The sequence below is a fragment of the Luteibacter sp. GL_149 genome (genome assembly GCF_057834065.1).
Genome location: NZ_CM174395.1, coordinates 3,624,351 through 3,648,710, shown reverse-complemented (window position 1 = coordinate 3,648,710; position 24,360 = coordinate 3,624,351). Strand labels below are relative to the sequence as shown.

The 24,360-nt window shown below is 64.4% G+C and carries 20 protein-coding genes; 11 read left to right on the top strand and 9 right to left on the bottom strand.

Features of this window, described 5'->3' with window-relative positions; translation table 11 throughout:
- Positions 1-6: 6 nt before the first annotated feature.
- Positions 7-804, top strand: a complete 798-nt coding sequence (gene mazG, locus AC3IR3_RS16140; RefSeq protein ID WP_489193598.1) for a nucleoside triphosphate pyrophosphohydrolase — start codon at positions 7-9, stop codon at positions 802-804.
- 122 nt (positions 805-926) lie between these two features.
- Here the strand turns inward: mazG and AC3IR3_RS16135 are convergent, their stop codons facing one another.
- Complete coding sequence (locus AC3IR3_RS16135; RefSeq protein WP_489193596.1) at positions 927-1,445, bottom strand: hypothetical protein; 519 nt, start codon at positions 1,443-1,445, stop codon at positions 927-929.
- 171 nt (positions 1,446-1,616) lie between these two features.
- Between AC3IR3_RS16135 and AC3IR3_RS16130 the strand changes: the two genes are divergently transcribed.
- Both AC3IR3_RS16130 and AC3IR3_RS16125 read left to right on the top strand, forming a co-directional pair.
- Positions 1,617-2,381: a DUF4097 family beta strand repeat-containing protein gene (locus AC3IR3_RS16130; protein WP_489193594.1), complete on the top strand. Its 765-nt coding sequence runs from the start codon at positions 1,617-1,619 to the stop codon at positions 2,379-2,381.
- A 214-nt stretch (positions 2,382-2,595) separates the two neighbouring features.
- Complete coding sequence (locus AC3IR3_RS16125; protein ID WP_489193592.1) at positions 2,596-3,738, top strand: SLC13 family permease; 1,143 nt, start codon at positions 2,596-2,598, stop codon at positions 3,736-3,738.
- Here the strand turns inward: AC3IR3_RS16125 and AC3IR3_RS16120 are convergent.
- Positions 3,727-4,623, bottom strand: coding sequence for a LysR family transcriptional regulator (locus tag AC3IR3_RS16120; protein ID WP_489193591.1), 897 nt, complete (start codon positions 4,621-4,623; stop codon positions 3,727-3,729). The genes AC3IR3_RS16125 and AC3IR3_RS16120 overlap by 12 nt on opposite strands.
- Positions 4,624-4,751: 128 nt before the next feature.
- On the opposite strand from AC3IR3_RS16120, the gene AC3IR3_RS16115 reads away from it, so the two are divergent.
- Positions 4,752-5,813 carry an aldo/keto reductase gene (locus tag AC3IR3_RS16115; protein WP_489193589.1) on the top strand — a complete coding sequence of 354 codons (1,062 nt, stop codon included), beginning with the start codon at positions 4,752-4,754 and terminating at the stop codon, positions 5,811-5,813.
- A 62-nt stretch (positions 5,814-5,875) separates the two neighbouring features.
- Here the strand turns inward: AC3IR3_RS16115 and AC3IR3_RS16110 are convergent, their stop codons facing one another.
- From AC3IR3_RS16110 to AC3IR3_RS16090, 5 genes are all read right to left on the bottom strand, one after another.
- Complete coding sequence (locus AC3IR3_RS16110; protein ID WP_489193587.1) at positions 5,876-7,159, bottom strand: polyhydroxyalkanoate depolymerase; 1,284 nt, start codon at positions 7,157-7,159, stop codon at positions 5,876-5,878.
- 148 nt (positions 7,160-7,307) lie between these two features.
- Positions 7,308-8,069, bottom strand: coding sequence for a class I SAM-dependent methyltransferase (locus AC3IR3_RS16105; RefSeq protein ID WP_489193585.1), 762 nt, complete (start codon positions 8,067-8,069; stop codon positions 7,308-7,310).
- 10 nt (positions 8,070-8,079) lie between these two features.
- A complete protein-coding gene (locus AC3IR3_RS16100) occupies positions 8,080-10,356 on the bottom strand; it encodes a xanthine dehydrogenase family protein molybdopterin-binding subunit (RefSeq protein WP_489193584.1) in 2,277 nt (758 codons plus the stop codon).
- Positions 10,353-10,901, bottom strand: a complete 549-nt coding sequence (locus AC3IR3_RS16095) for a (2Fe-2S)-binding protein (RefSeq protein ID WP_489193583.1) — start codon at positions 10,899-10,901, stop codon at positions 10,353-10,355. The genes AC3IR3_RS16100 and AC3IR3_RS16095 overlap by 4 nt, the downstream gene beginning before the upstream one ends.
- A gap of 47 nt (positions 10,902-10,948) precedes the next feature.
- Positions 10,949-12,262, bottom strand: coding sequence for an amino acid permease (locus tag AC3IR3_RS16090; RefSeq protein WP_489193581.1), 1,314 nt, complete (start codon positions 12,260-12,262; stop codon positions 10,949-10,951).
- Positions 12,263-12,452: 190 nt separating this feature from the next.
- Here AC3IR3_RS16090 and AC3IR3_RS16085 point away from each other — a divergent pair, with 190 nt between their 5' ends.
- Genes AC3IR3_RS16085 through murD form a run of 3 tightly spaced genes read left to right on the top strand, consistent with a single transcriptional unit; the run spans position 12,453 to position 17,699 of the window.
- A complete protein-coding gene (locus tag AC3IR3_RS16085; RefSeq protein WP_489196948.1) occupies positions 12,453-15,014 on the top strand; it encodes a bifunctional aspartate kinase/diaminopimelate decarboxylase in 2,562 nt (853 codons plus the stop codon).
- The gene (gene murL / locus AC3IR3_RS16080) at positions 15,011-16,357 is read left to right on the top strand and encodes a UDP-N-acetyl-alpha-D-muramoyl-L-alanyl-L-glutamate epimerase (RefSeq protein WP_489193579.1); all 1,347 of its coding nucleotides are present in this window, start codon (positions 15,011-15,013) and stop codon (positions 16,355-16,357) included. The genes AC3IR3_RS16085 and murL overlap by 4 nt, the downstream gene beginning before the upstream one ends.
- Complete coding sequence (murD, locus tag AC3IR3_RS16075) at positions 16,344-17,699, top strand: UDP-N-acetylmuramoyl-L-alanine--D-glutamate ligase (RefSeq protein ID WP_489193577.1); 1,356 nt, start codon at positions 16,344-16,346, stop codon at positions 17,697-17,699. The genes murL and murD overlap by 14 nt, the downstream gene beginning before the upstream one ends.
- Positions 17,700-17,852: 153 nt before the next feature.
- Here murD and AC3IR3_RS16070 read toward each other — a convergent pair whose 3' ends face one another.
- Together AC3IR3_RS16070 and fliK are read right to left on the bottom strand one after the other, a co-directional pair.
- On the bottom strand, positions 17,853-18,122 hold the full coding sequence (locus tag AC3IR3_RS16070; RefSeq protein WP_489193576.1) for a flagellar biosynthesis protein: 270 nt from the start codon (positions 18,120-18,122) through the stop codon (positions 17,853-17,855).
- On the bottom strand, positions 18,119-19,273 hold the full coding sequence (gene fliK, locus AC3IR3_RS16065; protein ID WP_489193574.1) for a flagellar hook-length control protein FliK: 1,155 nt from the start codon (positions 19,271-19,273) through the stop codon (positions 18,119-18,121). Before fliK ends, AC3IR3_RS16070 begins: the two co-directional genes overlap by 4 nt.
- 158 nt (positions 19,274-19,431) lie before the next feature.
- On the opposite strand from fliK, the gene tgt reads away from it, so the two are divergent.
- The 4 genes from tgt to secF all read left to right on the top strand — a co-directional run bounded on the left by tgt (position 19,432) and on the right by secF (position 23,963).
- A complete protein-coding gene (tgt, locus tag AC3IR3_RS16060; RefSeq protein WP_489193572.1) occupies positions 19,432-20,562 on the top strand; it encodes a tRNA guanosine(34) transglycosylase Tgt in 1,131 nt (376 codons plus the stop codon).
- Positions 20,563-20,719: 157 nt separating this feature from the next.
- Positions 20,720-21,064: a preprotein translocase subunit YajC gene (yajC, locus tag AC3IR3_RS16055; RefSeq protein WP_489193570.1), complete on the top strand. Its 345-nt coding sequence runs from the start codon at positions 20,720-20,722 to the stop codon at positions 21,062-21,064.
- Between the two features lie 45 nt (positions 21,065-21,109).
- Positions 21,110-22,984, top strand: coding sequence for a protein translocase subunit SecD (gene secD, locus AC3IR3_RS16050; RefSeq protein ID WP_489193568.1), 1,875 nt, complete (start codon positions 21,110-21,112; stop codon positions 22,982-22,984).
- 16 nt (positions 22,985-23,000) lie between these two features.
- A complete protein-coding gene (gene secF, locus AC3IR3_RS16045) occupies positions 23,001-23,963 on the top strand; it encodes a protein translocase subunit SecF (RefSeq protein WP_489193566.1) in 963 nt (320 codons plus the stop codon).
- The last annotated feature ends 397 nt before the right edge of the window (positions 23,964-24,360 follow it).

Below are 24,360 nucleotides of genomic sequence, written 5' to 3'. Positions count from 1 at the left end.
GCTCCCATGTCTACCGCGACCCGCTCCCGCATCGACGAACTACTCGCCATCATGGCGCGCCTGCGCAATCCGGACGGCGGATGTCCGTGGGACCTGAAGCAGACGTTCGAGAGCATCGCGCCATACACCATCGAAGAAGCCTACGAGGTCGCCGATGCGATCGATCGCGGGGACCATGCCGATCTGCGCGACGAACTCGGCGACCTGTTGTTCCAGGTGGTGATTCATTCGCGTATGGCGGAAGAGGCGGGGCTGTTCGATTTCGACGATGTGGCCGGCGGAATCTGCGACAAGATGATCCGTCGCCATCCGCATATATTCTCGGACCGGAGCTACACGGACCTCACCGAGCAGATGGTGGACTGGGAACGGCTGAAAGCCGCCGAACGTGCCGCGCGCGGCGAAAACGATACGAGTGCGCTGGCGGGTATTTCGCGTGGACTGCCCGAATGGCAGCGCGCAACGAAGTTGCAGAAGCGCGCGGCGCAGACCGGTTTCGACTGGCCGGATCATCGCCCCGTCATCGACAAGCTTCTCGAAGAAGTGGACGAAGTGCGTGCCGAATTCGATGCCGGTGCCGATGTGGAACGTCTCACGGATGAGATCGGCGACGTGTTGTTCGTGGTCGCCAATCTGGCACGTCATGCGAAGGTGGATGTGTCGCGCGCGCTTCGTTCGGCGAATGCGAAATTCGAGCGGCGTTTTCGTGCGATGGAAAAAATCGCCGCGGACGAAGGGCGCGAGTTTTCGTCGTATTCGCTGGAAGAGCAGGAAGAGCTGTGGCGTCGCGTAAAACTCCAGTGATGCCATAGCTGTTGTGGGAGCGCGCAGGCGCGCTCCCACAGAAAACCGTGCATCAAGCCGCGCATCGCAATAAAAAGGGCGCGGTGGTTGAAGCACCGCGCCCTTCCTTTTACGCACTTGCCTTATTTGTTGCCGATATCCGTAGCGCGGGTTTTCGTTGCGCGCCACTGCTCCATCGCGGCCTGACGCTTGGCGTCCTGCGCCAGGCTTTCGTCGAGGCTCTTGCGCATGGTCGCGATGGCCTGGTCGACATTGGCCGGCTGCATCTGTGCGCGGGCCAGGTGGCGGTAGGCGTAGTCGCGTACGCGCGGGTTCTGCGATTTGGCGAGGACTTCGTTGTACAGCGCCGGCAGGTCCTTCGCGCGGCCCTGCATGATGTAGAGGCGTTCGAGGCCGCGCAGGTCGCCGATCACGCCGCCGTCGCCGCGCATGCCGCCGTCGCGGCCATGTCCGCTCCAGCCGTGCTGGTCGCCGCGCTGGGCATCCGGACGTCCCTTGGGAGCGTCTTTGGGCGACTGCATGGCATGGCTTGCGGCAGGGGCGGCCGGCGGGGGCGTCGTGCCATCCTGCGCGAACGCAAAGGTCGCCGAACCGGCGATGAGCAGGGTGGCGGCACTGGCGAGCAGGGTCTTGCGTTGCATAGGGTGTCTCCTGGGTGGGTGTTGCCGTCCCAAGAACGTGTCGCTTCACGGGTGGTTGACGGAGGCCATCGACGTTCGGTTCAGTTTCGCGACAAGGCTGCAACCTTTTGCGAGGCGGATGCATCTCATCGGGGTACGTACTCACTACCATCATGACGAGGGAAGGATTTCATGCGCCGATATCTGTTGACCGCATTGCTGTTTTCGCCCGCTCTGGCATTCGCCCACCAGCCGTGCGCGTTCCAGGCCGATCGCAATCTCGACATCGATCTGGCTGGCGCGAAAGCGATCCAGGTCGTCGTAAATAGTCACGACCTCCATCTCGAAGGCACTTCGACCGGCAAGGTGCTGGTGCGCGGTAAGGCCTGCGCTTCGGACAAGGATCGGTTGAACGGGCTCACGGTGGAGCAGCATCGCGAAGGCGATACGTTGATCGTCGAATTGCAAGACAACAGTCGTGGCTGGGGCTGGGGTAACAATTACTCCGATCTGAACGTGATTATCCAGATACCGTCGGCCTTGCCGGCGACGGTGAAGGTCGGGTCGGGCGAAGCCGACGTCCGCAATGTGGCCTCGTTGACGAGTACGGTCGGTTCGGGTGATCTGCATGTGCACAAAGTCGCCGGTGCTTTCAGCACGGCGGTCGGTTCCGGCGATGTCGATGCCGAAGACGTCGGCGATACCGAGGTCGGCGCGGTGGGTTCGGGCGATGTCGAAGCGAAGACGGTGCGGGGCAATGTTTCGATCGGCAGCATCGGCTCCGGCGACGCCAAGCTGCGCGACGTGTCGGGTAGCGTGAAGGTGAATACGGTCGGTTCCGGCTCCCTCGACGTGGACGGCGTGAAGGGCAATCTCACGGTCAATTCGCTGGGTAGTGGCGATGTCGATCATCGTGGCGTTACGGGTAAGGTCGACCTGCCGAACAAGAACCGCTGATCGTTCGCCGTGGCGTGCGGGGTTGGCCCTGCACGCTACCGTCACGTGTATTTTGGGGATGGGGGATGGGAGATGGGTAGTGGGGGCGTGGATCCGGCGATCGCTTGAGGGGGCTGGTATCGTCTGGCGGATGTAACGTCCGCATGGCGTATTTCGTTCCTTCAGTCGTTCGCCGGGAATGCGCCCCCCACTACCCACCCATCCCCGATCATTCGTGAAAACCCATCAGATAAAACCAAAGGCCCTGCGCTGGGTCCCCGAGTCCATTCGCGGACTGCGCCACGACTATCTGTTCCTGGCGCTGCTCGCCGCGCTGGTCGTGCTGACGGCGATATCGCCCGGGAAGATAGCCGGCTATCCGGGGCTGGTGGACTGGCGGACGATAGCGACACTCACCGGTCTGCTCATTCTCACGAAAGCCGTCGAGATGAGCGGTGCATTGCATCGCATCGGCAGCTGGCTGATCGAGCGCACCGCCACGCGTCGCATGACCGCGCTGGTTCTCGTGCTGGTGACAGCGGTGCTGTCGATGCTGGTGACGAACGACGTGTCGTTGTTCGTCATGGTGCCGCTCACGTTGAGCATGTGCCGTGCCGCACGCATGCCGGCGACAAAACTCGTCGTGTTCGAAGCGCTCGCGGTCAACGCGGGATCCGCGCTGACGCCTATCGGCAATCCGCAGAATCTGTTCATCTGGCAACAGTGGGGCAATGGATTCGGTTCGTTCGTGTGGTCGATGGCGCCGTTGGTTGCGATGCTGTTCGCCATGTTGATTGTGCTGACCGCGGTTTCGTTTCCCGCGACGGCGTTGAGGGTCCACGATCGTGTCGACGACCATGCATTCGATCGTCACCTTCTGACTATCGCCGCATTGCTGTACCTGCCGTTCCTCGTGCTCGCCGACATGCACTACACGACGCTGGCGCTCGCTGCCGTGCTCGTGGTTTTCCTGGTCGTCCGTCGCGATATCGTGGCGCGCATCGACTGGGGATTGCTGATCGTCTTCGTACTGATGTTCGTCGACCTGCGTCTGCTGGCGGGATTGCCTTCGGTGCACGACGTCATCGGCGGCCTGGGGTTGGCCGATCCGAAGCGGCTCTACGTGGCGAGCGCGCTGGCGTCGCAGGGCATCAGCAATGTGCCTGCCGCGATCGCGCTGGCCGAGTATTCGCAGAACTGGAAGGTCATCGCCTGGGGCGTGAGCGTCGGCGGTTTCGGTTTCATCCTCGGGTCGCTGGCGAACCTGATCGCGCTTCGTCTGCTCGGAGAGCGCAGGGCGTGGATAACGTTTCACCTGTACTCGGGACCGTTCTTCGTGGTCGCCGCCGTGCTGGGTTACTTTCTTCTACGGGTGTAGCCGCGCCTGCAGAAAGTCGATGAAGACCCGCAGTTTGCGCGGCATGTGCGCGCGGCTCGGGTAATAGAGATAGAACCCGGGGAAGGTCGGCCACCACGGTTCCAGTAACGGCACCAGCCGGCCACTTTCCAGATCGTCGCGCACGGTTTGCTCGAAGCAGCAACCGATGCCCGCACCCGCGCGCACGGCGTCGAGCAGCAAGCCGAGATGGTTGCTGATGAACGATCCGCTTACCGCGACATCGAAGGCGCGTCCCCGGTCTTCGTAGTCCCAGCGATAGAGGTCGCCGCCGGCGAACCGCATATTCATGCAGTTGTGTTCGTGCAGCGCTTCGGGAGTGTCGGGCGCGCCGTGTCGTTCGATGTACGAGGGAGTGGCGAATGTCACCTGGCGCATCGGGCCGCCCATGCGGATGGCAACCATGTCTTTTTCGACGCTTTCGCCGAGCCGGACGCCGGCATCGAAGCCATGGGCGACAAGGTCGATGAACTTCGTATCGCAGTGAAGCTCGACGACGATATCGGGGTAGGCCGCGAGGAAGTCGGGCAGATGAGGGGCCACGAGAATCGTCGCGACCGCATCGGACACGTTAAGGCGCAACAGGCCGGCGGGCCGGTCGCGCATCTCGTCTATACCCGCGACGGCGTCGGCCAGCGCGGTCAGCGCCGGCTGGGCATCGACCAGGAAGCGCTGGCCCAGTTCGGTGACGCCGACGCGCCGCGTCGTGCGATCGAGCAGGCGCACGCCGAGGCGCGCTTCGAGGTTGCGCACGGTCTGCGACAGTGCCGACGGCGATACGCCCATCTCGATCGCCGCGCGCGTGAAGCTCGCATGGTGGGCGACCCGGGCGAAGGCGGCGATGGCGGGTAACAGGTCGGGGGTCATGGCCCGACTATAAAGCACAACTTCAAAGTGCATGCGTTCGAAGGGGATGTTTGCGAGGTAATAAGCGGTCTAGCCTCCTCGTCTTGGGTGGCGCACTCCGCGCGACCCGATGAAACGGAACCCATGCCATGCATCTGGACGACTATCTGACCCTTGGCCGCACAGGCCTGCGCGTAAGCCCGATGTCGCTGGGCACGATGACCTTCGGCGACGACTGGGGCTGGGGCGCGGATGCCAGCGAATCGCGGCGCATCTACGATGCCTACCGCGAGCGCGGCGGCAACTTCATCGATACGGCCAACTTTTACACGGGTGGCAGCTCGGAACGATTGCTGGGGCAGTTCGTCGCCGGGCACCGGGACGAGGTGGTGATCGCCACGAAGTACACGATGAACATGCAGCCGGGCAATCCGAACGCCGGCGGCAATCATCGCCGGAACATGCTGCGCTCCGTCGAGGCGAGCCTGGAGCGGCTCGGCACCGACTACATCGACGTGATGTACCTGCATGCCTGGGATGGGCTTACGCCCGCCGAGGAGATCATCCACGCCTTCGACGATATCGTGCGTTCCGGCAAGGTCATGTACGTCGGCATATCGGACGCGCCCGCCTGGCAGGTGTCGCGCATGCAGACCGTGGCGGCGCTACGTGGTCTCGCACCGATCGCGGCGTTGCAGATCGAGTACAGCCTGATCGAGCGCACCGTGGAGCGCGAACTGCTGCCGATGGCTCACGAAATGGGCATCGGCGTGCTGGGTTGGTCGCCGCTCGCCAGCGGTGTGCTTACCGGCAAATACACGCGTGCGGATATGAACGGTGTCCCGGCGACGGAGGCCGTAGGTACGCGCAAGAGCGTCGCGGTGGGCAATGGCGCGTTGACGGCTCGCGGGCTGGACATCGCCGACGTGGTTGGCGAAATCGCGAAGGAGTCGGGCCGCTCGGCGGCCCAGGTGGCGCTTGCGTGGACCATGCGCCGTGTCGCGCCTTCGGTGATTCCGATCATTGGCGCGCGGACGCTGAAGCAGTTCGAGGACAACGTCGGTGCGCTCGATCTGGTGCTGTCGGACGATCAGGCGCGGCGGCTCGACGGGATCAGCGCGATCGAACTGGGCTTCCCGCACGATTTCATGGCGCGGCCGCTGACGAACGGGATTATTACAGGCGGTACGAAGGTGCGTCGCGGCTGGTAAGCGACACACCCGTTGTAGGAGCCCGCTTGCGGGCTCCTACACAACAAGCAGGCGATTTTCTATCAACCTTTCTTCGGACCCTTGGCACCCGTCGAGCTATTACCGCGATCGAAGCGCTTGATGAAATCGCGCACATCCGGATACACCGTTTCGCGCCAGCGACGGCCGCTGAAAATGCCGTAATGCCCGGCGCCCGCGACGGTGATGTGCTTGCGGTTTTTCTTCGCGATGCCGCTGCACAGATCGTGCGCCGCTTCCGTCTGGCCTGCGCCGGAGATGTCGTCGAGTTCGCCTTCGATCGTCAGCAGGGCCGTGCCCTTGATCTTCGCGGGTCGGACCAGTTCGCCGTCGATTTCCCAGGTACCCATCGGAAGACGATGTTCCTGGAAAACGGTTTCGATGGTGTCGAGGTAATACTCGGCCGGCATGTCCAGTACGGCGTTGTATTCGTCGTAGAACTTGCGGTGCGCTTCGGCGTCGTCGAGATCGCCCTTGCGCAGGTTCTCGTAGAAGTCCCAGTGCGACATGACATGACGGCTGGGATTCATGGCGATGAAGCCCGCATGCTGCAGGAAGCCCGGATACACCGAGCGGCCGGCACCAGGATACTGCCAGGGCACCTTGTGGATCAGCTGGTTCCGGAACCACGACAGCGGACGGGTGGTGGCCAGGTTGTCGACGCTGGTCGGGCTGCGACGGGTATCGATCGGGCCGCCCATCAGCGTGAGCGTCGCCGGCGTGGCTTCGCCGCGCGCGGCCATCAACGAGACGGCGGCGAGCACCGGCACGGTCGGCTGGCACACGGACACGACGTGCGCGCGATGCACGCCGACATGGCGGATGAATTCTTCGATGTACGCAACGTAATCGGCGAGACCGAACGAGCCCTCGTCGACCGGAACCATGCGCGCGTCGACCCAGTCGGTGATGTATACCTTGTGGTCGCGCAGCAGCGTGCGCACCGTGTCGCGCAGCAGGGTGGAATGGTGACCGGACAGCGGTGCGACGACCAGCACCGCCGGATCGTTCTTCATCTTGTCGACCGTCGCCTGATCGTCGCTGAAACGCTTGAAGCGCTTCAGCGTGCAGAACGGCCTGGCCATCGACACCTGTTCGACGATAGCCACTTCGTGGCCGTGCGCTTGCACGCTGTGGATGTCGAATTCGGGCTTCTCGTACGCCTTGCCCAGGCGGTACATCAGTTCGTATCCCGCCGCCGCGCGATCCGCGCCGGGCATGCGGGAAATAAAGCTGCCGCTATCGCCGAACATTTTCGCGCTCGCTTCGGCCCAGTAGGTCAGGGGGCCGAGCATCGAGCGTTGCCATTCGTGCATGAGGTAGAGCATGCAGAGCGTCCGGGGGGATGGGGAAGGTGGCGCATCTTAACTTGTGGCGGTGCACCACGTGTTAAGGCTTTGGTTTGATTGGGGAAAGAGGGGTGTCAGATGCATTCCTGGCGGTGTTTCCGCGTTCCTGCAAGGGAATCGAAGGGCATCAAACCCGCTTGCGGCAGACCAGCAGAATCTCGTCCACTTCCGGTCCCGCCACGAACCCGTCTTTCAGGGCCAGGGGCTTCTGGAACCGCACGCCCAGCGGCATGAAGACTTTGTTGTACCACCACATGGCGCGGGCCCTGCGGTGGGTCAGGAACCACTGGCCCAGATCGAGCAGCTTCGACGATTTCGGCTGCATGCCGTACACGGCGCTGCGTTCGATAACGAAGCCGTGGCGGGCGAGAAGATCCGTCACGACGGCCGGTTCGTAGCGCCGGTAATGGCCCACGAATTCGTCGAACGCGTTCCATGCGGAAGGATGCAGCGGAACCGACAGCAGCAGCGAAGCACCGGGACGGGCGACACGCGCAAGCTCGCCGAGCGCACCTTCGTCGTTCACCACGTGTTCGAGGATATCGAAGGCGCAGACGAAGTCGAAGCTGTTGTCGACGAAGGGCAGCGCACCGATCATCGCCTGGGCGACATGAGCGCCGTGACGGCCGAGTTCCGTCAGCGCGGGACGGCTGAGATCGACGAATTGGGTATCGACCAGCGGCAGGCGTGGCCGCAAACCCGGCGCGACCTCCAGTCGCGATGTCGATGTCGCAGCCAGTTCGGCGACGAGCGGCCACGTATTGAATCGCTCCGGCGCGAATAGTTTCGCGTCGCGCCAGAGCGCATCGTAGAAGCGCCGGTTGCTGCCGATCAGATCCGCATCCGTACGTGGGCCCGGAGATTCCGGAGAGAAGGATGCGAAGGTCATGGCGATTCCGTCAGCGTAGTCGGGCGAGCTCGCGTAACAGCGGCAGTCTGCGTACACGCACCGCGGTGGCGCGGAAGACGGCGTTGGCCAGTGCCGGCGCGGTCGAAGGTACGCCCATGACGCTGGCGCCCGTTGGATCGGCGGTCGACGAGACGATGGCTACTTCGACCTCGTTGGGCATCTGTGCCGTGGCGGACAATGGATAATCCCGGAAACCGCGCTGCTGGACCTGACCGTCCTTTACGGTGATGGCCAGATTCATCGCGGTGGACAGCGCATCCATCGTGGCCCCGGCGATCTGTGCTTCCAGACCGGTGGGGTTGACCACACGGCCCACGTCCACCGCACAGACGACGCGCTGGATATCGATGCCGTCGGCGGTGGGGGCGACCTCGATCGCATGCGCGACATAAGCGCCCCACACATACGCACAGGCGATGCCCAGGCCGTTCTCGCTACGTAGCCAGCGGGTCCAGTCGATCTTGTCCGCCGCCATCCGCAACACGTTCGCAAGGCGTGCGGTATCGATCGGACCACCGCGGCCGTTGTACGGAAGCTGGTGCGCGTCGCCAAGCATGGCCAGACGATAGTCGAGCGGATTGGCTTTCAGCGAGTGCGCGATTTCGTCGATGAAGCATTCGGTCGCGAACGTGGGCGTGACGTGCGGCGAGCCGCGCCATTCGCCGCGTGGCAACTGGGAGTCAAGCGAGTACCAGTCGCTGCGGAAATTCGGTACGAGGCCGGCCGGCAGCGCGTCGGGCATCAGTTCCGACTGCCAGAGACGATTGTCGGCGACACCGCGACCTTTCTGGATCGACGGGCTGGCCATGCGCTGGTGCCAACCGGCGATCTTCTTCTTCGCATCGATGGATGCGTTCAGGCGATGCACCGCCAGCGGGCGATAGAAATCGTGGGTGAGGTCTTCGTCGCGCGTCCAGATGACCTTGATCGCTCGCGTACGAATGTCGGTGGGCTTTTTCGCGAGCGCGATCAGCATCGCTTCGGCGACGTAATCGTGTTGCAGGCGACGACCGAATCCACCGCCGCCGCGCGGAACGCGGATATCGATCTGGCCGGGCTTGAAACCCGTCAGCCGCTGCACGACGGCATAGGCCTGACGCGGGGCCTGAGTGGCCGCGATCAGCGTAACGCTGGTATCGGGATCGAGGCGGACGATGCAGTTCGGCGGTTCGGCGGTGGCGTGGGCCACCCATGGCTGGAAGTACGTGGCTTCGAGCGCGCGGGCGGCTTTCTTGCGCGCGGTGGCGATGTCGCCGTCGTTGCGCACGATCGATGGCTGTACCGATTCGTCGTCGAACATGGCGACGGCGTGCTGCTCCAGCGCACCGGTGTTGGGTTCGGCATTGGCACCCGCTTTCCACGTGGCCTTCAGCGCCGCGCGGCCCTGCCATGCCGACCAGGTGTCCTTCGCCAGCACGGCGATGCCCACCGCTTGCGGCGTATATCCCGACTGCTGGCCCTGTTCGGGCTGGATGTCGATGACGTCGTAGACGCCCTCTACTTTCTTTGCCGCGTCGCGATTGGCGCTGTCCAGCGTGCCGCCGGGGAAGGGGCAACGCGAAAGCACAGCGACGACCGCATCGCCCAGCATCTCGTCGATGGCGTATTTCTGGCGGCCGGTGACGATGTCGTGGGCGTTGACATCGCCGGCGGGCTGACCGATCAGCGTGTAACGATCGGCGGATTTGACGGCGGGAGCTTCGGACGGTGCCTGCAATGCGGCCGCCGCCGAGGCAAGGTCGCCGTAGGGCAGGCGACGGCCGTCCGGAGCAAGCACGGCACCCTTGGCGCCGCGGATCTGTTCCGCCGGTACGCCGAGGCGGCGGGCGGCCGCCTGGAACAGCAGCCAGCGTGCGAGCGCGCCGGCCTGTCGCAGATCGGCCCATGCGGCGGGGATGCTGCTGGCATCGCCGCTGTGTTGCCGTCCGTAGGTCCAGCGAGGTTCGCCATTGCCCTCTTCGACGCCGAGGCCCAACGGCTCGACCACGACCTGCGACCAGTCGGCATCGAGTTCGTCCGCGATGATGCGGGCGAGCGATGTCGCCGTGCCTTCGCCGTTGTCGGGATCGCGCACGCCGATAAAGATGCGGCCGTCGGCCGCGATGCGCAGGTACGGGCCAAGCTGGGACCATGCGTCGCCGAGCAGGCCGAGCGGCACGGGACGATCGAGTGCCGACACGCTACCCACGCCGACGACGAGCGCACCGGCGGCGCCGGCGGCGAATTGCAGGAAGCGGCGGCGCGAGATCTGAACCTGTCCACTCATGCCTTGACGTCCTTCATGCTCACCGCGGCGCGTTTGATCGCTTTGCGAATACGCCCGTAGCTGCCGCAGCGGCACAGGTTGCCGATCTTGTCGATGTCCGCGTCGGACGGATTCTTCTGACGCGAGAGCAGGTCGACCGCCGCCATCAGCTGACCCGGCTGGCAATAACCGCACATGGTGGCGTCCTCGTCGATCCAGGCCTGCTGCACGGGATGCAGCTTGCCCTGACCGTCGGCCAGGCCTTCCACGGTGGTGACGCGCTTGCCGGCGAGCTTTTCCATCTTCGTGGTGCAGGAGGTCACGGCCTTGCCTTCGACCAGCACGGTGCAGAAGCCGCAGTCGCCCTGGTCGCAGCCGTATTTGGCGCCGGTCAGGCGCAGTTCGTCACGCAGATACCAGAGCAGGGGCATCGTTTTGTCGCCCGTGTGCCGGTAGAGCTTGTCGTTGACGACCAGGTCGATGCCTTCGCGCACGGGTTTGGACACCGGCGGGGTGCTGCCGGCTTTCGGTACGGGGACTGGGGCGGTCGGGCCTTGCTGTGCCATTCGGTTTCCTCACTCGAGCGCCGTCATTGTCGCATCGGTGTATGTGTTTAGTGAGCGACTTTACTGAACAGGCGACGCCATACGAAGTAAACCGGTATGCCCGCCACCACGATCAGGCCGACGACACCGGCGCTGAGCGGGTTCTTGATGGCGGTGGCCACCACCACGCCGACCACGGTCATAAGGAACAGTACCGGCAGAAGCGGGTAGGCGGGCGTCAGGAAAGCCGGCACTTCGCGGTCGCGCATGCGGTACCAGAACAGCGTGGCGACGGTGATGGCGCAGGCGGACCAGTCGCCGAACGTGGCGAAGTTCAGCAACTGCTCGAAGTCGGTCGTCATCGCCAGGACGATGGCCCAGCCGCTGAGCAGCACCAGGGCGATATTCGGCGTGTGGTAGCGCGGATGCAGGCGCGCGACGATTTTGAAGAACATGCCGTCGTCGCCCATGACCTGAAGCACGCGGGCGCCGGCGACCAGGGTGATATTGCAGAAACCCAGGGCCGAGATGGCAATGCCGATCGCGATGACTTTCGCGCCTGGCTCGCCGAAGACCCGGCGCATGACGTCCGCGGCGGGTGCGCGGCTTTCCGCCAGGCCGCCGTGGCCCAGTACCGACAGGTACGCGAAGTTCGTCAGGGTATAGGCGGCGACAACGATGATCATGCCGAGGAACAGGGCGCGCGGTAGCGTGCGCTGCGGATCGCGCACCTCGCCTGCCAGATTGTTCAGATAGGTAAAACCGCTATAGGCGAAAAGCACCGGCAGCAGCGCGCCGACGAAACCGACGTCGCTTGACGTCGGGTCCGCGGCCAGCGCCTGGGTGCTGCCCGCGCCGGCGAAGGCCAGGCCGGTCACCACCAGCACCGCCACGGCGGTGAGTTTCAGGATGGCGAAGACGTTCTGTACCTGGGCGCCGAAGCGGATGCCGAACAGGTTGAGTCCCGTGACGAAGACCAGCGCCCCGACCGTCAACGGCTGGGTCATGGAGGGAGGGAGGCCGAGGGCCGGTGTCGCGTAGAGGGCGAAAATCGTCGCCACCGCCGCGCTGCTGCCACTGTAGATAACGAGCAGCATGGTCCAGCCGAACAGGAACCCCGCGGGGCGTCCGAATGCTTCGCGCAGATAGACGTAGCTGCCGCCAGCCTGCGGCCGGCGCGCGCCGAGTTCCGCATAGCAGAGGGCACCGATCAGGGTCAGCAGACCGCCACCCACCCACAGCAGGAGCAGGATCAGGCCGGACGATGTCCGCTGCGCCGCGATATACGGATTGACGAAGATGCCACCGCCGATGATGCCGCCGACGACGATCAGCGCGGCATCCATGAGCGTAAGACGACGGACGTACCCGGTGGAGGACATTTGGCGGCTTCGTTGGGAGTGACCTTGAAGCATGGCGGGGAGGGGCTTTGGGGGCAAGAGCGGGGGCTCTCGTTGCCTTTTTCGCCTTGCAGCGCAACACTCCCGGACTTCCATTCCCCCCAACCGGCAAGATTCCTCAGTGAGCGAAAACGCAATAGCGCCGTTGCCCGCCAACGCGCCCTGGATCGTCATGAAGTTCGGCGGCACCAGCGTCGCCACCGTTGCGCGCTGGCGCAACATCCTCGAACTCGCAGCATCGCGTCGTGCCGAAGGCGCCCGCGTGCTGATCGTGGTGTCGGCACTGTCCGGCATTACCGATGGCCTGAAACAGCTTTGCACGCACACTGAATCGAAACGCCGCTCGGAAGCGGCCGCCGCACTGGCCGATCGCCACCACACGCTGCTTGCCGACATGGCGCTGGCCATGCCCGACACCCTGGGCGCGCGGCTGGCCGATCTGGCGGCGCTGGCCGACACCGGCGCCGCCGAACTCGGCGAGCTGGCGTGGCAGGCCCGGGTGCAGGCACACGGCGAACTGATGTCCAGCGCTCTTGGTGCGGCTTTTCTAAGTGCCAACGGTCTGACGACGGCATGGCTGGATGCGCGCGATTGCCTTGCGTCCGTTGCGCTGCCGAACCAGAACGAGCGCACGCGTCTGCTTTCGGCGATGGTCGAACCGCATTACGACGCGGAACTGTCCGCGCGCCTCGCCTCGCTGGGAGAGGTCTTCATCACGCAGGGCTTCATCGCGCGCGATGTTGAAGGCCGCACGGTGCTGCTCGGTCGCGGCGGATCGGATACGTCGGCCGCTTACTTCGGTGCCCTGTTGCGCGCCGAACGCGTGGAAATCTGGACCGACGTCGCGGGCATGTTCAGCGCCAATCCGCGTCAGGTGGCCGGCGCGCGTCTGTTGCAGCGTCTGGATTACGAAGAAGCCCAGGAAATCGCATCGACCGGCGCCAAGGTGCTTCATCCGCGCTGCCTGTCGCCGTTGCGCGAACCGCGCGTGCCATTGTTGATCAAGGACACCAACCGGCCCGAGTTGGAAGGCACGTCCATCGGTCCCGAAGTGCGCGAGCATGCGCCCAGCATCAAGGCGATCAGCGCGCGCAAGGGCATTACGCTGATCTCGATGGAATCCGTTGGCATGTGGCAACAGGTCGGCTTCCTCGCCGACGTGTTCGATGCGTTCAAGCGCCATGGTCTTTCCGTCGACCTGATCGGCTCGGCCGAAACCAACGTCACGGTTTCGCTCGACCCGACCGAGAACCTGCTCGATTCGGACGCGATCGCCGCACTGGCGGCCGATCTGGCGCGCGTGTGCCGGGTGAAGGTCATTGCGCCATGCGCCGCGATCACGCTGGTCGGTCGCGGCATGCGCTCGATGCTGCACAAGCTGTCCGGCGTGCTGGCCGAGTTCGGTCAGCTGCGCGTGCACCTTATTTCCCAATCGTCCAATAACCTCAACCTGACTTTCGTGGTCGATGAGGACGTGGTGGACGACATGCTGCCGCGACTGCATGAACTGCTGATCGGTGCCGGCGCGTTGCGCACCGACGACAGCCTGTTGTTCGGACCGAGCTGGCAGGCACTTTACGGTACGGGCGAGCAGGTGTTGCCGCCTGCGCAGTGGTGGCAGGCCGAGCGTCCGACACTGCTGACGCTGGCGCGGGAACGCACGCCGCGCTACGTCTATAACCTGCCCACGATTCGTGCGCAGGCGCGGCGACTGAAAACCCTGTCCGCTATCGATCGTGTCCATTACGCCGTCAAGGCGAATACGCATCCGGGCATTCTGAGAGCATTGGCCGAGGAAGGCATGGCGTTCGAATGCGTATCGCCGGGCGAACTGGCCGTCGTGCAGGCGGCGGTGCCGGAGACGGCGCCGATCCTGTTCACGCCGAACTTCGCCGCGCGCCGCGACTTCGTCGCCGCACTGGCGACGCGCGCGACCATCGGTATCGACGCGCTGCATCCCATCGAACACTGGGGCGACCTGTTCGCCGGTCGCGACATCATGCTTCGCGTCGACCTCGGTCGTGGCCTTGGCCATCACGAGAAAGTGCGCACGGGCGGCACGGGCAGCAAATTCGGCGTACCCATCGAACATATCGATCGCTTCCTGCGTCTCGCCGATGCGGCGGGCGCGCGCGTCATCGGCCTGCATGCCCATCTGGGCTCGGGCATTCTCGACGCGGCGCACTGGGGCGAGGTCTATTCGCAGCTCGCCGCGCTGGCCGAACGTATCGGCAGCATTTCCATCCTGAATATCGGTGGCGGACTCGGCGTGCCTTCGCACCCGGGCGAAACGCCGTTGGACATGAGTGCGCTGGACCGTGTGCTGAAATCGGTACGTCAGGCGTATCCGCAGTTCCAGGTGTGGATGGAGCCGGGCCGTTTCCTGGTGGCCGATGCGGGCGTGCTGCTTGCGCGCGTCACGCAGGACAAGGAAAAGGGTGCCAACGTTCGCTACCTCGGTCTGGATACGGGTATGAACAGTCTTATTCGTCCCGCGCTTTACGACGCGTGGCACGAGATCGCCAACCTCACCCGGTTCGGCGAACCGGCCACGACGATGTATCAGATCGTCGGTCCCATCTGCGAATCCGGCGACGTGCTCGGCTCGGATCGTCGTTTGCCCGAATCGAAGGAAGACGACGTGATCCTGATCGGACAGGGAGGGGCGTATGGTGCGGTGATGTCGTCGCGCTATAACCTGCGCGACGAAGCCGACGAGGTATTGCTTCCATGAGTGGCTTCGCCGATCCGCGCAACGCAGCATCCTTCCGTTTCGTTCGTCACGGGTTCGCCGATGGCGTCGCCGAACTGGTCTATGCCTTCGACGACGGTCCGGAACTGATCGAGCGGGTGACGTTCCCCGGCGCGCCGACCGTTCCGGCCGAACGGGCGGGTGCGTTCGGGGCGGCATTGCGATTGCTGCACCTGGTCGCCGGCGTCAGTTACTACAAGGCGGGTATTCCGGAACGGATCGTCGTCGAAGGCTGGACGCCCGACGAGGACACCGCGACCTTGCTGGACTCGCTGTATCTGCACGGTCTGGCCGAGTTCGCCTATCGCAACCGCCTCGATCTGCGTGGTCGCGTTCGCTTTCCGACCGGCGGCACGCGTCCGGCGCGTGCGGGCGCCATCGGATTGCCGCAGCGTTCGCTCGTGCCGATCGGTGGCGGCAAGGATTCGGTCGTGGCCGTCGAGGCGATCAAATCGATCGGTGCGGAAGCGACGGCCGTATGGGTAGGCAACTCGCCCCTGATCGCCACCTGCGCCGAACGCACGGGCCTGACCACGCTGAACATCGCGCGCGAACTGGCGCCGGGCTTGTTCGAGCTTAATCGCATGGGCGCCTGGAACGGACACATTCCGGTGACCGCGGTGAATTCGGCGATCCTTGTGCTGGCCGCCATCCTGTATGGCTACGACAGCATCGTGTTCGCCAACGAGCGTTCGGCGTCTGTCGCCACCCTCGAGTACGAGGGGCAGGAAGTGAACCACCAGTGGAGCAAGGGCTTCGGTTTCGAGAGATCCCTGCACGACTATCTGCACGGACACGTCGCCAGCGATCTCGATTACTGCTCGCTGCTGCGACCGTATTCGGAACTGGCGGTAACGAGCGCGTTCGCGCGTCTCGGTGCGCCGTATTTCGAAGTGTTCTCCAGCTGCAATCGCAACTTCCGTATCCTCGGCCCAAAGCCTGCGGATCGCTGGTGCGGGCAGTGCCCGAAATGCCATTTCGTTTTTCTGGCGTTGGCGCCGTTCATGCCCAAACAGCGTTTGCTGTCGATCTTCGGTCGCAACCTGCTCGACGACGAATCGCAGGTGGCCGGATTCGACGCATTGCTGGAATTCCAGGATCACAAGCCATTCGAATGCGTCGGCGAAGGTGCGGAAGCGCGCGCAGCGATGCATGCGCTGTCGCAACGGCCGGATTGGCGCGAAGACGCCCTGATCGTTCGCTTCCGTCGGGAAATCCTGCCGCAACTGGACGTGGCCGAACTCGCGCTGGAGCCCTGGCTCGAGCCGGGCGCGTCGCACCTGGTACCGCAGCGTCTGAGCGGAGCGTTGGATGCCCTGGGCTGATCTCCGGCAACGCGCCATCGCCGTCTGGGGATTCGGGCGCGAAGGGCGCGCGGCGCTGACCGCGCTGCGCGCGCACCTGCCGGGACGAGCGTTGGATCTTTTTTGTTCGCCGTCCGAAGTGGAGGCGGTACATCACGCGTTCGGCGACGACGTGCGCGTGCACGTCGTCGCACCCGACGCGGCCGCACTCGCGGCGTTCGACGTCGTCGTCAAATCGCCCGGTATTTCCGCTTACCGCCCCGAACTGTTGGAGGCGGCTGCACGCGGTACGCGATTCACATCGGGAACGGCACTGTGGTTCGCCACGCATCGCGACGCGCGCACCATCGCCGTCACCGGTACGAAGGGCAAGAGCACAACCAGTGCGCTTATCGCGCATCTGGCACGTTCGCTCGGCGTCCGTACCGCGCTGGCGGGAAACATCGGTCTGCCGCTGCTCGAACTCGACGACGTGCAGGCCGACTTGTGGGTGATCGAGCTGTCGAGTTTTCAGACGGGCGATGCGAGTGGCGTCGATCTTGGCGTCGTAACCAGTCTTTACGAAGAACATCTCGACTGGCACGGTTCGCGCGAACGTTATCTGGAAGACAAGCTGAAGCTTGCGAGCGCGTCTTCCCGCGTGCTGGCGAACGCGATGCAGCCCACGCTGCTGGCTCACGTTGCGGCGCATCCCGACGTGCACCGTTTCGGCGACGCGCAGGGCTGGCATGTCGCCGACGGCTGGATTCGTCGCGGCGACGAACGTGTGATCGAAGCCGCGTGCGTTACGGCACCGGGCCTGCATAACGCCGTCAATGCATGTGCCGCATTGGCGGCGCTCGAACTCATGGGTTTCGATGCGCGCATCGCTGCGCCCGCGCTCGCGACCTTCGCGCCCTTGCCGCACCGTCTGCAGCCGCTGGGCGAGCGCGACGGGCTGCATTGGGTCAACGACTCCATCAGCACGACGCCGTTGGCCAGTCTCGCTGCGCTGGAAAGCCTGCACGGCGAACGCATCGCACTCATCGTCGGCGGTCACGATCGCGGTCTGGACTGGCGTGTGTTCGTCGATGCGATGCGTGTCGATGCGCCGTTGGCCATCGTCTGTCAGGGCGCGAACGGCGAGCGCATCGCGGCAGCCCTTGAGAGCGCTGGTGTCGGGATTGTCCATCACGCGACCGATCTTGCGGATGCGGTGAGCAAAGCCCGTGCGCTGCTGGATGGCCACGGCTACGTCGTGCTGTCGCCGGGCGCGCCGAGTTTCGATCAGTTCCACGACTATGCCGATCGTGGCCGCCGATTCGCGGAGCTGGCGGGTTTCGATGCGGGTGTCGCATCGATTCAGGGGCTGGGCGTTTACTGAGGCGTTACGGCTTTATCGCTCCGTTGGCTTTCGCGCGCAGGCGCGCTCCCACAGAGATCAATAGCGCGCTCCTGCTTTCTGTGGGAGCGCGCTTGCGCGCGAAAGCCAACGGAGCGGATTAGCCGAACAGCGATTGCCCGGAAGACCCGCGAGTCAGCGATGTTCCTGCCCCGCCGACAGCAACGTACCCACCACCGCCGCCAACGCCGCATAGAGCTCGGTCGGCACGTCGTCGCGCAGCTTCACGGCTGCCAGCAGCGTCGCTATCTGCGGATCGAGATGCGGCGACAGCCCCAGCGACTGGGCGCGGTCGAGCATCGCCTTCACGCCGGCGGCATCGATATGTTTGCTGGTGCCGCTGTCGGTGGGTGACGCGACCCGCAGCGTCACGCTGCGGCGGGGTGAAGGCAGGCTGGCGGTCATGCGGTGGCTTCGAGTAACACGGCGCTGTACGCGCCGGCTGGCTGGGGTAGGCCATGGATGCAACTGAGGTGGTCTAGCTGCAGGCCGCTGCGTTCTAGTAGCTGACGCAACGTCAGGAATTCGTCTTCGATGCGGCTCACCGTCGGGCCGTGCTGTGCCCAGATGCGTACCGACACGCGCGTCGTGCGCAACTGGATTTCTCCCTGCACGGCGCCAAGCGACGGCAGATCGACGGCGAAGCCGACGGTCCATGCGCCTTCGCGATCTTCGGGACGCGGTGCGGATTCCTCGATGCGCAGTTGCAGGATGTCGTATCCGCGAACGCCGCCCAGCGGAATTTCGACCATCCATACGCCAGCCTGCGGCGGCGATTCCAGTTGGGCGATCTCCACGCGCGCGAGCGCGCTGCGGACATTCACACGCAACTGGGCGACGAGGTCTTCGACTTCGGTCTCCGTGGACATTTCAGGCAGACGCATCTGTGCGATCAGCGGTCGCTGGCGCAACGGTGGTGCGGTGTCGCTCAGCGAGGGCGGCAAGCCGCTGCGAGCTCGCGCCGGCGGGAGTTCGTCCAGCGTGCGGCGAAGCTGGAGCAGGGCGGCTTTCCAGTCGTCGGTGGTGGGTGCTTCGTCCGCGGGTGTGGACAGGCGCGACTCCAGGAATAGCCCGCTGCGGGCGATGGCTTCCTTCAGGCCGCTCGGACTGCCCACGTCGTCGGGTTTGCTGATTGCGGCTTCCAGCGTCGCCAGCGCGGCGCGCAGTGGTGCGGGCAGCAAGCGGGCCGCGGGTCGTCGCGCCAGCGCGCTGAGCACGCCGAGCAGCGGAGCGTATCCATTCTGCAGAGGCAGCCGGTCGCGCAGTCCTTGCATGGCAATGCGGTCGCCGGCCGGCTGGGCCAGGATTTCGAGCTGGGGTTGTGCGCCCTGGGTCAGGACCCGGACCTGGAACTGCTGGGGGAGCTGGGTGCCTGCGGCGTCGGCCTCGACCGTCATGCCACCCACTTGCAGCAACAACCGGCCCTGATCGCTCAGTCCGAGCAGATTCGCCGACAGCAACGTACCGACCCGCCAGCTATCCACCGAACCGGTGGTACCCGCAGCCGCGCCCGCCCATAGCTGGGCAGCCAGACTGGTGGTCGGTGGGATGTTCATGGGCAGGGCCTCCTGCTTACGTTGTCGCGGCCCGGATAGGCGCGTTCCTGTTGCTCAGGGCATCGGCCGATTTCGCAAGAACTTTAGAAGGTGCAGGGGCCTGTTCCCTGTAGGAGCGCGCTCCTACAGGCGATGCCTCGACCGGCTAAACTATGTACATGACTCAATTAGCTTTCGACCTCCTCGCCACCGATGGCGCGGCCCGGCGCGGCCGCGTCCGATTCGAACGCGGCACCGTGGAAACGCCCGCGTTCATGCCCGTGGGCACTTATGGCTCCGTGAAGGCCATGACACCGCGCGATATCAACGATATTGGCGCGGAAATCATTCTCGGAAACACGTTTCACCTGTTCCTGCGCCCCGGCCTCGACATCGTCGGGGAGTTCGGCGGGCTGCATAAATTCATCGGGTGGGAAAAGCCGATCCTCACGGACTCCGGCGGCTTCCAGGTCTTTTCGCTGGCGCACAAGCGCAAGATCACGGAAGAGGGCGTGACTTTCGCCTCACCGGTCGACGGCTCGAAGGTGTTTCTCTCGCCCGAGGAATCCATGCGCATCCAGAAGGTACTGGATTCCGATGTCGCGATGATCTTCGACGAGTGCACGCCGTATCCGGCCACGGAGAAAGTGGCCAGCGACTCCATGGAACTGAGCCTGCGCTGGGCGGAGCGGTCGCGGCAGGCGTTCGACGATCTGAAGAATCCCAACTCGCTGTTCGGCATCGTCCAGGGCAGCACGTACGAAAAGCTGCGCCACCGTTCGGCCGGGCGGCTGGTCGAGATCGGCTTCGACGGTTATGCGATCGGCGGTCTGGCCGTGGGCGAGCCGGAAGCCGAGCGCAACCACACGCTGGACCTGACCCTGCCGATGCTGCCGAAGGACCGTCCGCGTTACCTGATGGGCGTGGGCCGGCCGGAGGACATCGTCGAGGCGGTACGTCGCGGCATCGACATGTTCGATTGCGTGATGCCCACCCGCAACGCCCGCAACGGTTTCCTGTTCACGGACAGCGGCACCCTGCGCATCCGCAATGCGAAGTTCGCCATGGATACCCGGGTGATCGAAGAGGGTTGCGACTGCTACACCTGCGCCAGCGGCTTCAGCCGGGCCTATCTGCGCCATCTGGACCGCTGCAACGAGATACTCGGCGCCCAGCTCAACACGATGCACAACCTGCGGCACTACCAGCGCCTGATGGCCGGTCTGCGGGACGCCATCGAGCGGGGTGTTCTGGAGGACTTCATTGCCGCCTTCTATGCTGCGCGGCACAAGGGCGAGGTCGGCGGCTGACCCGCTGCCGGGCCGCCAGCCGGCTTGGGTTCGATCCCCACGGCCCCCCATCCCGTTCACTTCCGGTGCACGGCGCCGGGGTGCGTGGCATAATCCACGATCTTTTTCAGCGAACGGGCATTTTTTTCAGGCCGTTCCATAACTTGCGAGATATCCGATGAGCATCATGACCTCCGCAGCACTTGCCCAGGCCGCCGCTCCAGCCGCCGCGGCCCCCAATGGCGCGTTCGGCCTGTCGCCCCTGATCCTGATGGCGGTGCTGTTCGGCATCTTCTATTTCATGATGATCCGCCCGCAGATGAAGCGTCAGAAGGAGCACCGCGCGCTGCTCTCCGCGCTGTCCAAGGGCGACGAAGTGGTCACCAGCGGCGGTATCGCCGGTCGCATCACGGAAGTGGGCGAGTCGTTCATCAGCATCGAGATCGCGCCGAACGTGTCGATCAAGGTGCAGAAGGGCGCTATCTCGCAGGTCCTCCCCAAGGACTCGCTGAAGAACTCCTGACGCCCGCTGCCGCGGCTCGGTTGCCGCTTTAATGGAATGCAAGGCATGACTGATTTTCCACGCTGGAAATATGCGCTGGTCGTAATCGTGTTGCTGTTCGGTCTCGTTTACGCGCTGCCGAATATCTTCCCGCCCCAGAACGCCGTACAGATATCGGCCAATCGCGGTGCTACCGTCGACGCGGCCCTGAAGGCCAAGGTCGAAGGGGTGCTTCAGCAGAACAAGACGCCCGTATCGTCCGTCGAGATCGACGCCGCCGGTACGCGCCTGCTCGCGCGCTTCCCCGATGCCGACTCGCAGTCGAAAGCGGGCGATGCGTTGCGTCAGTCGCTGGGCGAGCAGTACACCGTTGCGCTGAATTTGGCCTCGACGGTGCCCAACTGGCTTCGTTCGATCAACGCCAATTCGATGCCGCTCGGCCTCGACCTGCAGGGTGGCGTGCGCTTCCTGATGGAAGTGGACCAGAACGCGGTCGTCGATACGCAGGAAACGCGTTACGCCGAGGACATCCGTTCCCTGCTGCGCGACAAGAACATCCCGTACGACTCGGTGAACCGCAATCCGCGTGGTCAGGGTGTGGGCATCGTCCTGCGTTCCGATGCGGACCGTCAGGCGGCCGCGACGCTGCTCTCCACGGAATACACCGACCTGCAGGTCGGCGATGGCCCGACGACCGGCGATCGTTTCGTGCTGAATGCGACGGTCAAGCCGGCAAAGCTGCGCGAACTGGCCCAGAGCACCATCCGCCAGAACGTCAGCACGCTGCGCAACCGCGTCAATGCGCTGGGCGTGTCCGAGCCGATCATCCAGCAGCAGGGCGAAAGCCAGATCATCGTCGAACTCGCGGGCGTGCAGGATACGGCCGAAGCCAAGAAGCTGATCGGGGCGACCGCGACGCTGCAATACCGCGCCGGCCTCTACAGCCCGCAGCAGGCCGTGGACGCCGCCCGTTCGGGCAGCGTGCCGCCCGATGCGAAGCTGTACTACGGCCGCGACGGCCGTCCGTACTTGCTCAGCAAGAAAATCATCGCGACCGGCGACGAGCTGATCAACGCCAACTCGGGCCGGGACCAGCAAAACGGTACGCCGAATGTCGATGTCCAGCTGAACAGTTCCGGCGCACGCAAAATGGCCGAGTTCACCAACGCGAACGTCGGCAAACCGATGGCGGTGCTCTACATCACCCGCGTGAACGAGGTGAAGATCATCGACGGCAAGGAAGTGAAGGTGCCGAAGACGACCGAAGAGGTCATCAACTACGCGAACATCAGCAGCCCGTTCAGCAGCAAGTTCCAGACCAACGGTTTGCCGAGCGATTCGGAAGCCCGCGATCTCGCACTGTTGCTGCGTGGCGGTTCGCTGGCCGCGCCGGTCGACATCGTTGCCGAAAGCGTCATCGGTCCGAGCCTTGGCGCGGACAACATCAAGAAAGGTTTCAATGCCGTGATGATCGGCCTTGGCCTTGTGCTGCTGGCCGCTGCGATCTACTACAAGCTCTTCGGTCTGGTTGCCGACATCGCGCTGTTCCTCAACCTGGTGCTGCTCGTTGCCGTGATGTCGCTGATCGGCGTGACGCTGACCATGCCGGGTATCGCGGGTATCGTGCTTACGCTCGGTATGGCGATCGATGCCAACGTACTCATCTGCGAACGCATTCGCGAAGAACTGCGCAATGGCTCCTCGCCGCTGGCCGCGATCCGCACGGGTTACGACAAGGCATGGGCAACCATTCTCGATGCCAACGTCACCCATCTGCTTGCCGCACTGGGCTTGATGACGATGGGTTCGGGTCCGATCAAGGGCTTCGGCGTCACGCTGTTCATCGGCATCCTGACCTCCATGTTCACCTCGGTGACCGTGACCCACGCCATCACCGCGCTGATCCACGGCGGCCGCAAGCTCAAGACGCTGTCGGTCTAAGGGGCAGGAGAACGACATGGAAATCTTCAACCACAATTCCAACTTCAACTTCCTGGGCCTGCGCCGTTTCAGCATCGGTCTGGCGATCCTGCTGATGCTGGGCTCGGTCGGCCTGATCCTGGGCAAGGGCTTCAATTACGGCCAGGACTTCACCGGCGGTATCGTGGTCGGCGTCGCTTACGACAATCCGATCAGCACCGCCGACGTTCGCACGGCGCTCGAAAAGGCCGGTTTGGAAAACACGCTCGTGCAGGCCGTGGGCGGTACGCGCGAATTGTCCGTGCGCCTGCAGGGCAAGGACGATACGGCGTCCACCGGCCTCTCCGGCGACGAAGCCGCGGGCAAGGTCGCGCAGGACGTTGTCGCGGCGCTGAAATCGGCGCGTCCGGACGTACGTATGACGAGCCGTTCGTTCGTCGGCCCGCAGGTAGGCGAGGAGCTGCGCAGCGACGGTATCGTTGCGGTCATCTTCGTCATCGTCGGCATCATGGGTTACCTGTGGATCCGCTTCGAGAAGCGCTTCGCCATCGCGGCGCTGGCCACGGAAGTCCATGACGTGCTGGTTACCCTGGGCATCTTCGCGCTTACCCAGCGCGAATTCGACCTGACGGTTCTGGCTTCGGTGCTCGCGGTGGTCGGCTACTCGATCAACGACAAGGTGGTCGTGTTCGACCGCGTTCGCGAACTGTTCCGCGTCAGCCGCAACGCCTCGCCGGAAGAAGTGCTGAATCGTTCGATCAACAGCACGCTTTCGCGAACCATCATCACGTCGCTGTTCACGGGTATCACGATGGCCGCGTTGTACTTCATCGGCGGCCCCGTGGTTCATGGCTTCGCGATCACGATGCTGATCGGCATCCTGGTCGGTACGCTCTCGTCGATCTTCGTCGCCAGCCCGATCCTGCTGTGGCTGGGCGTGTCGAAGAAGGACCTGATGCCGGTGGCCAAGGACGAAGGCGAGCTCGCTCGCCGGCCCTGATTCATCGCGTCAGTACCGAAAAGGCCCGGCTTCGCTCGCCGGGCTTTTTTTGGTTCTTTTCGCATGGTCGGGGCGGGCTCGGCTTTGCCATCGCTTTTGCGCTCGAACGTTGCGGGGAGAGCCGTCGGCCACCGCCCTCGACGCTCCGGCTTCACCGTCGCTCGGGAAGGGATAGCCGCTGCGCGGCTGGTGTTCTATGGCTGCGCCCCGTCGCGCCCGCGCGGCGGGCAGGGGTTTTCGATTCGGCTCCTGCCTCAGCGAAAACGGCGGACCGTCCGGGTCCGCCCCCTTCGGGCCTTTTCCGCCCGCCGCGCTCGGTTCCGCAAGTCGCGTCGAGGGCGGTGGCCGACGGCTCTCCCGGATGTTGCGGTTATTTGGGGGAAAGCAGCGCGTGACG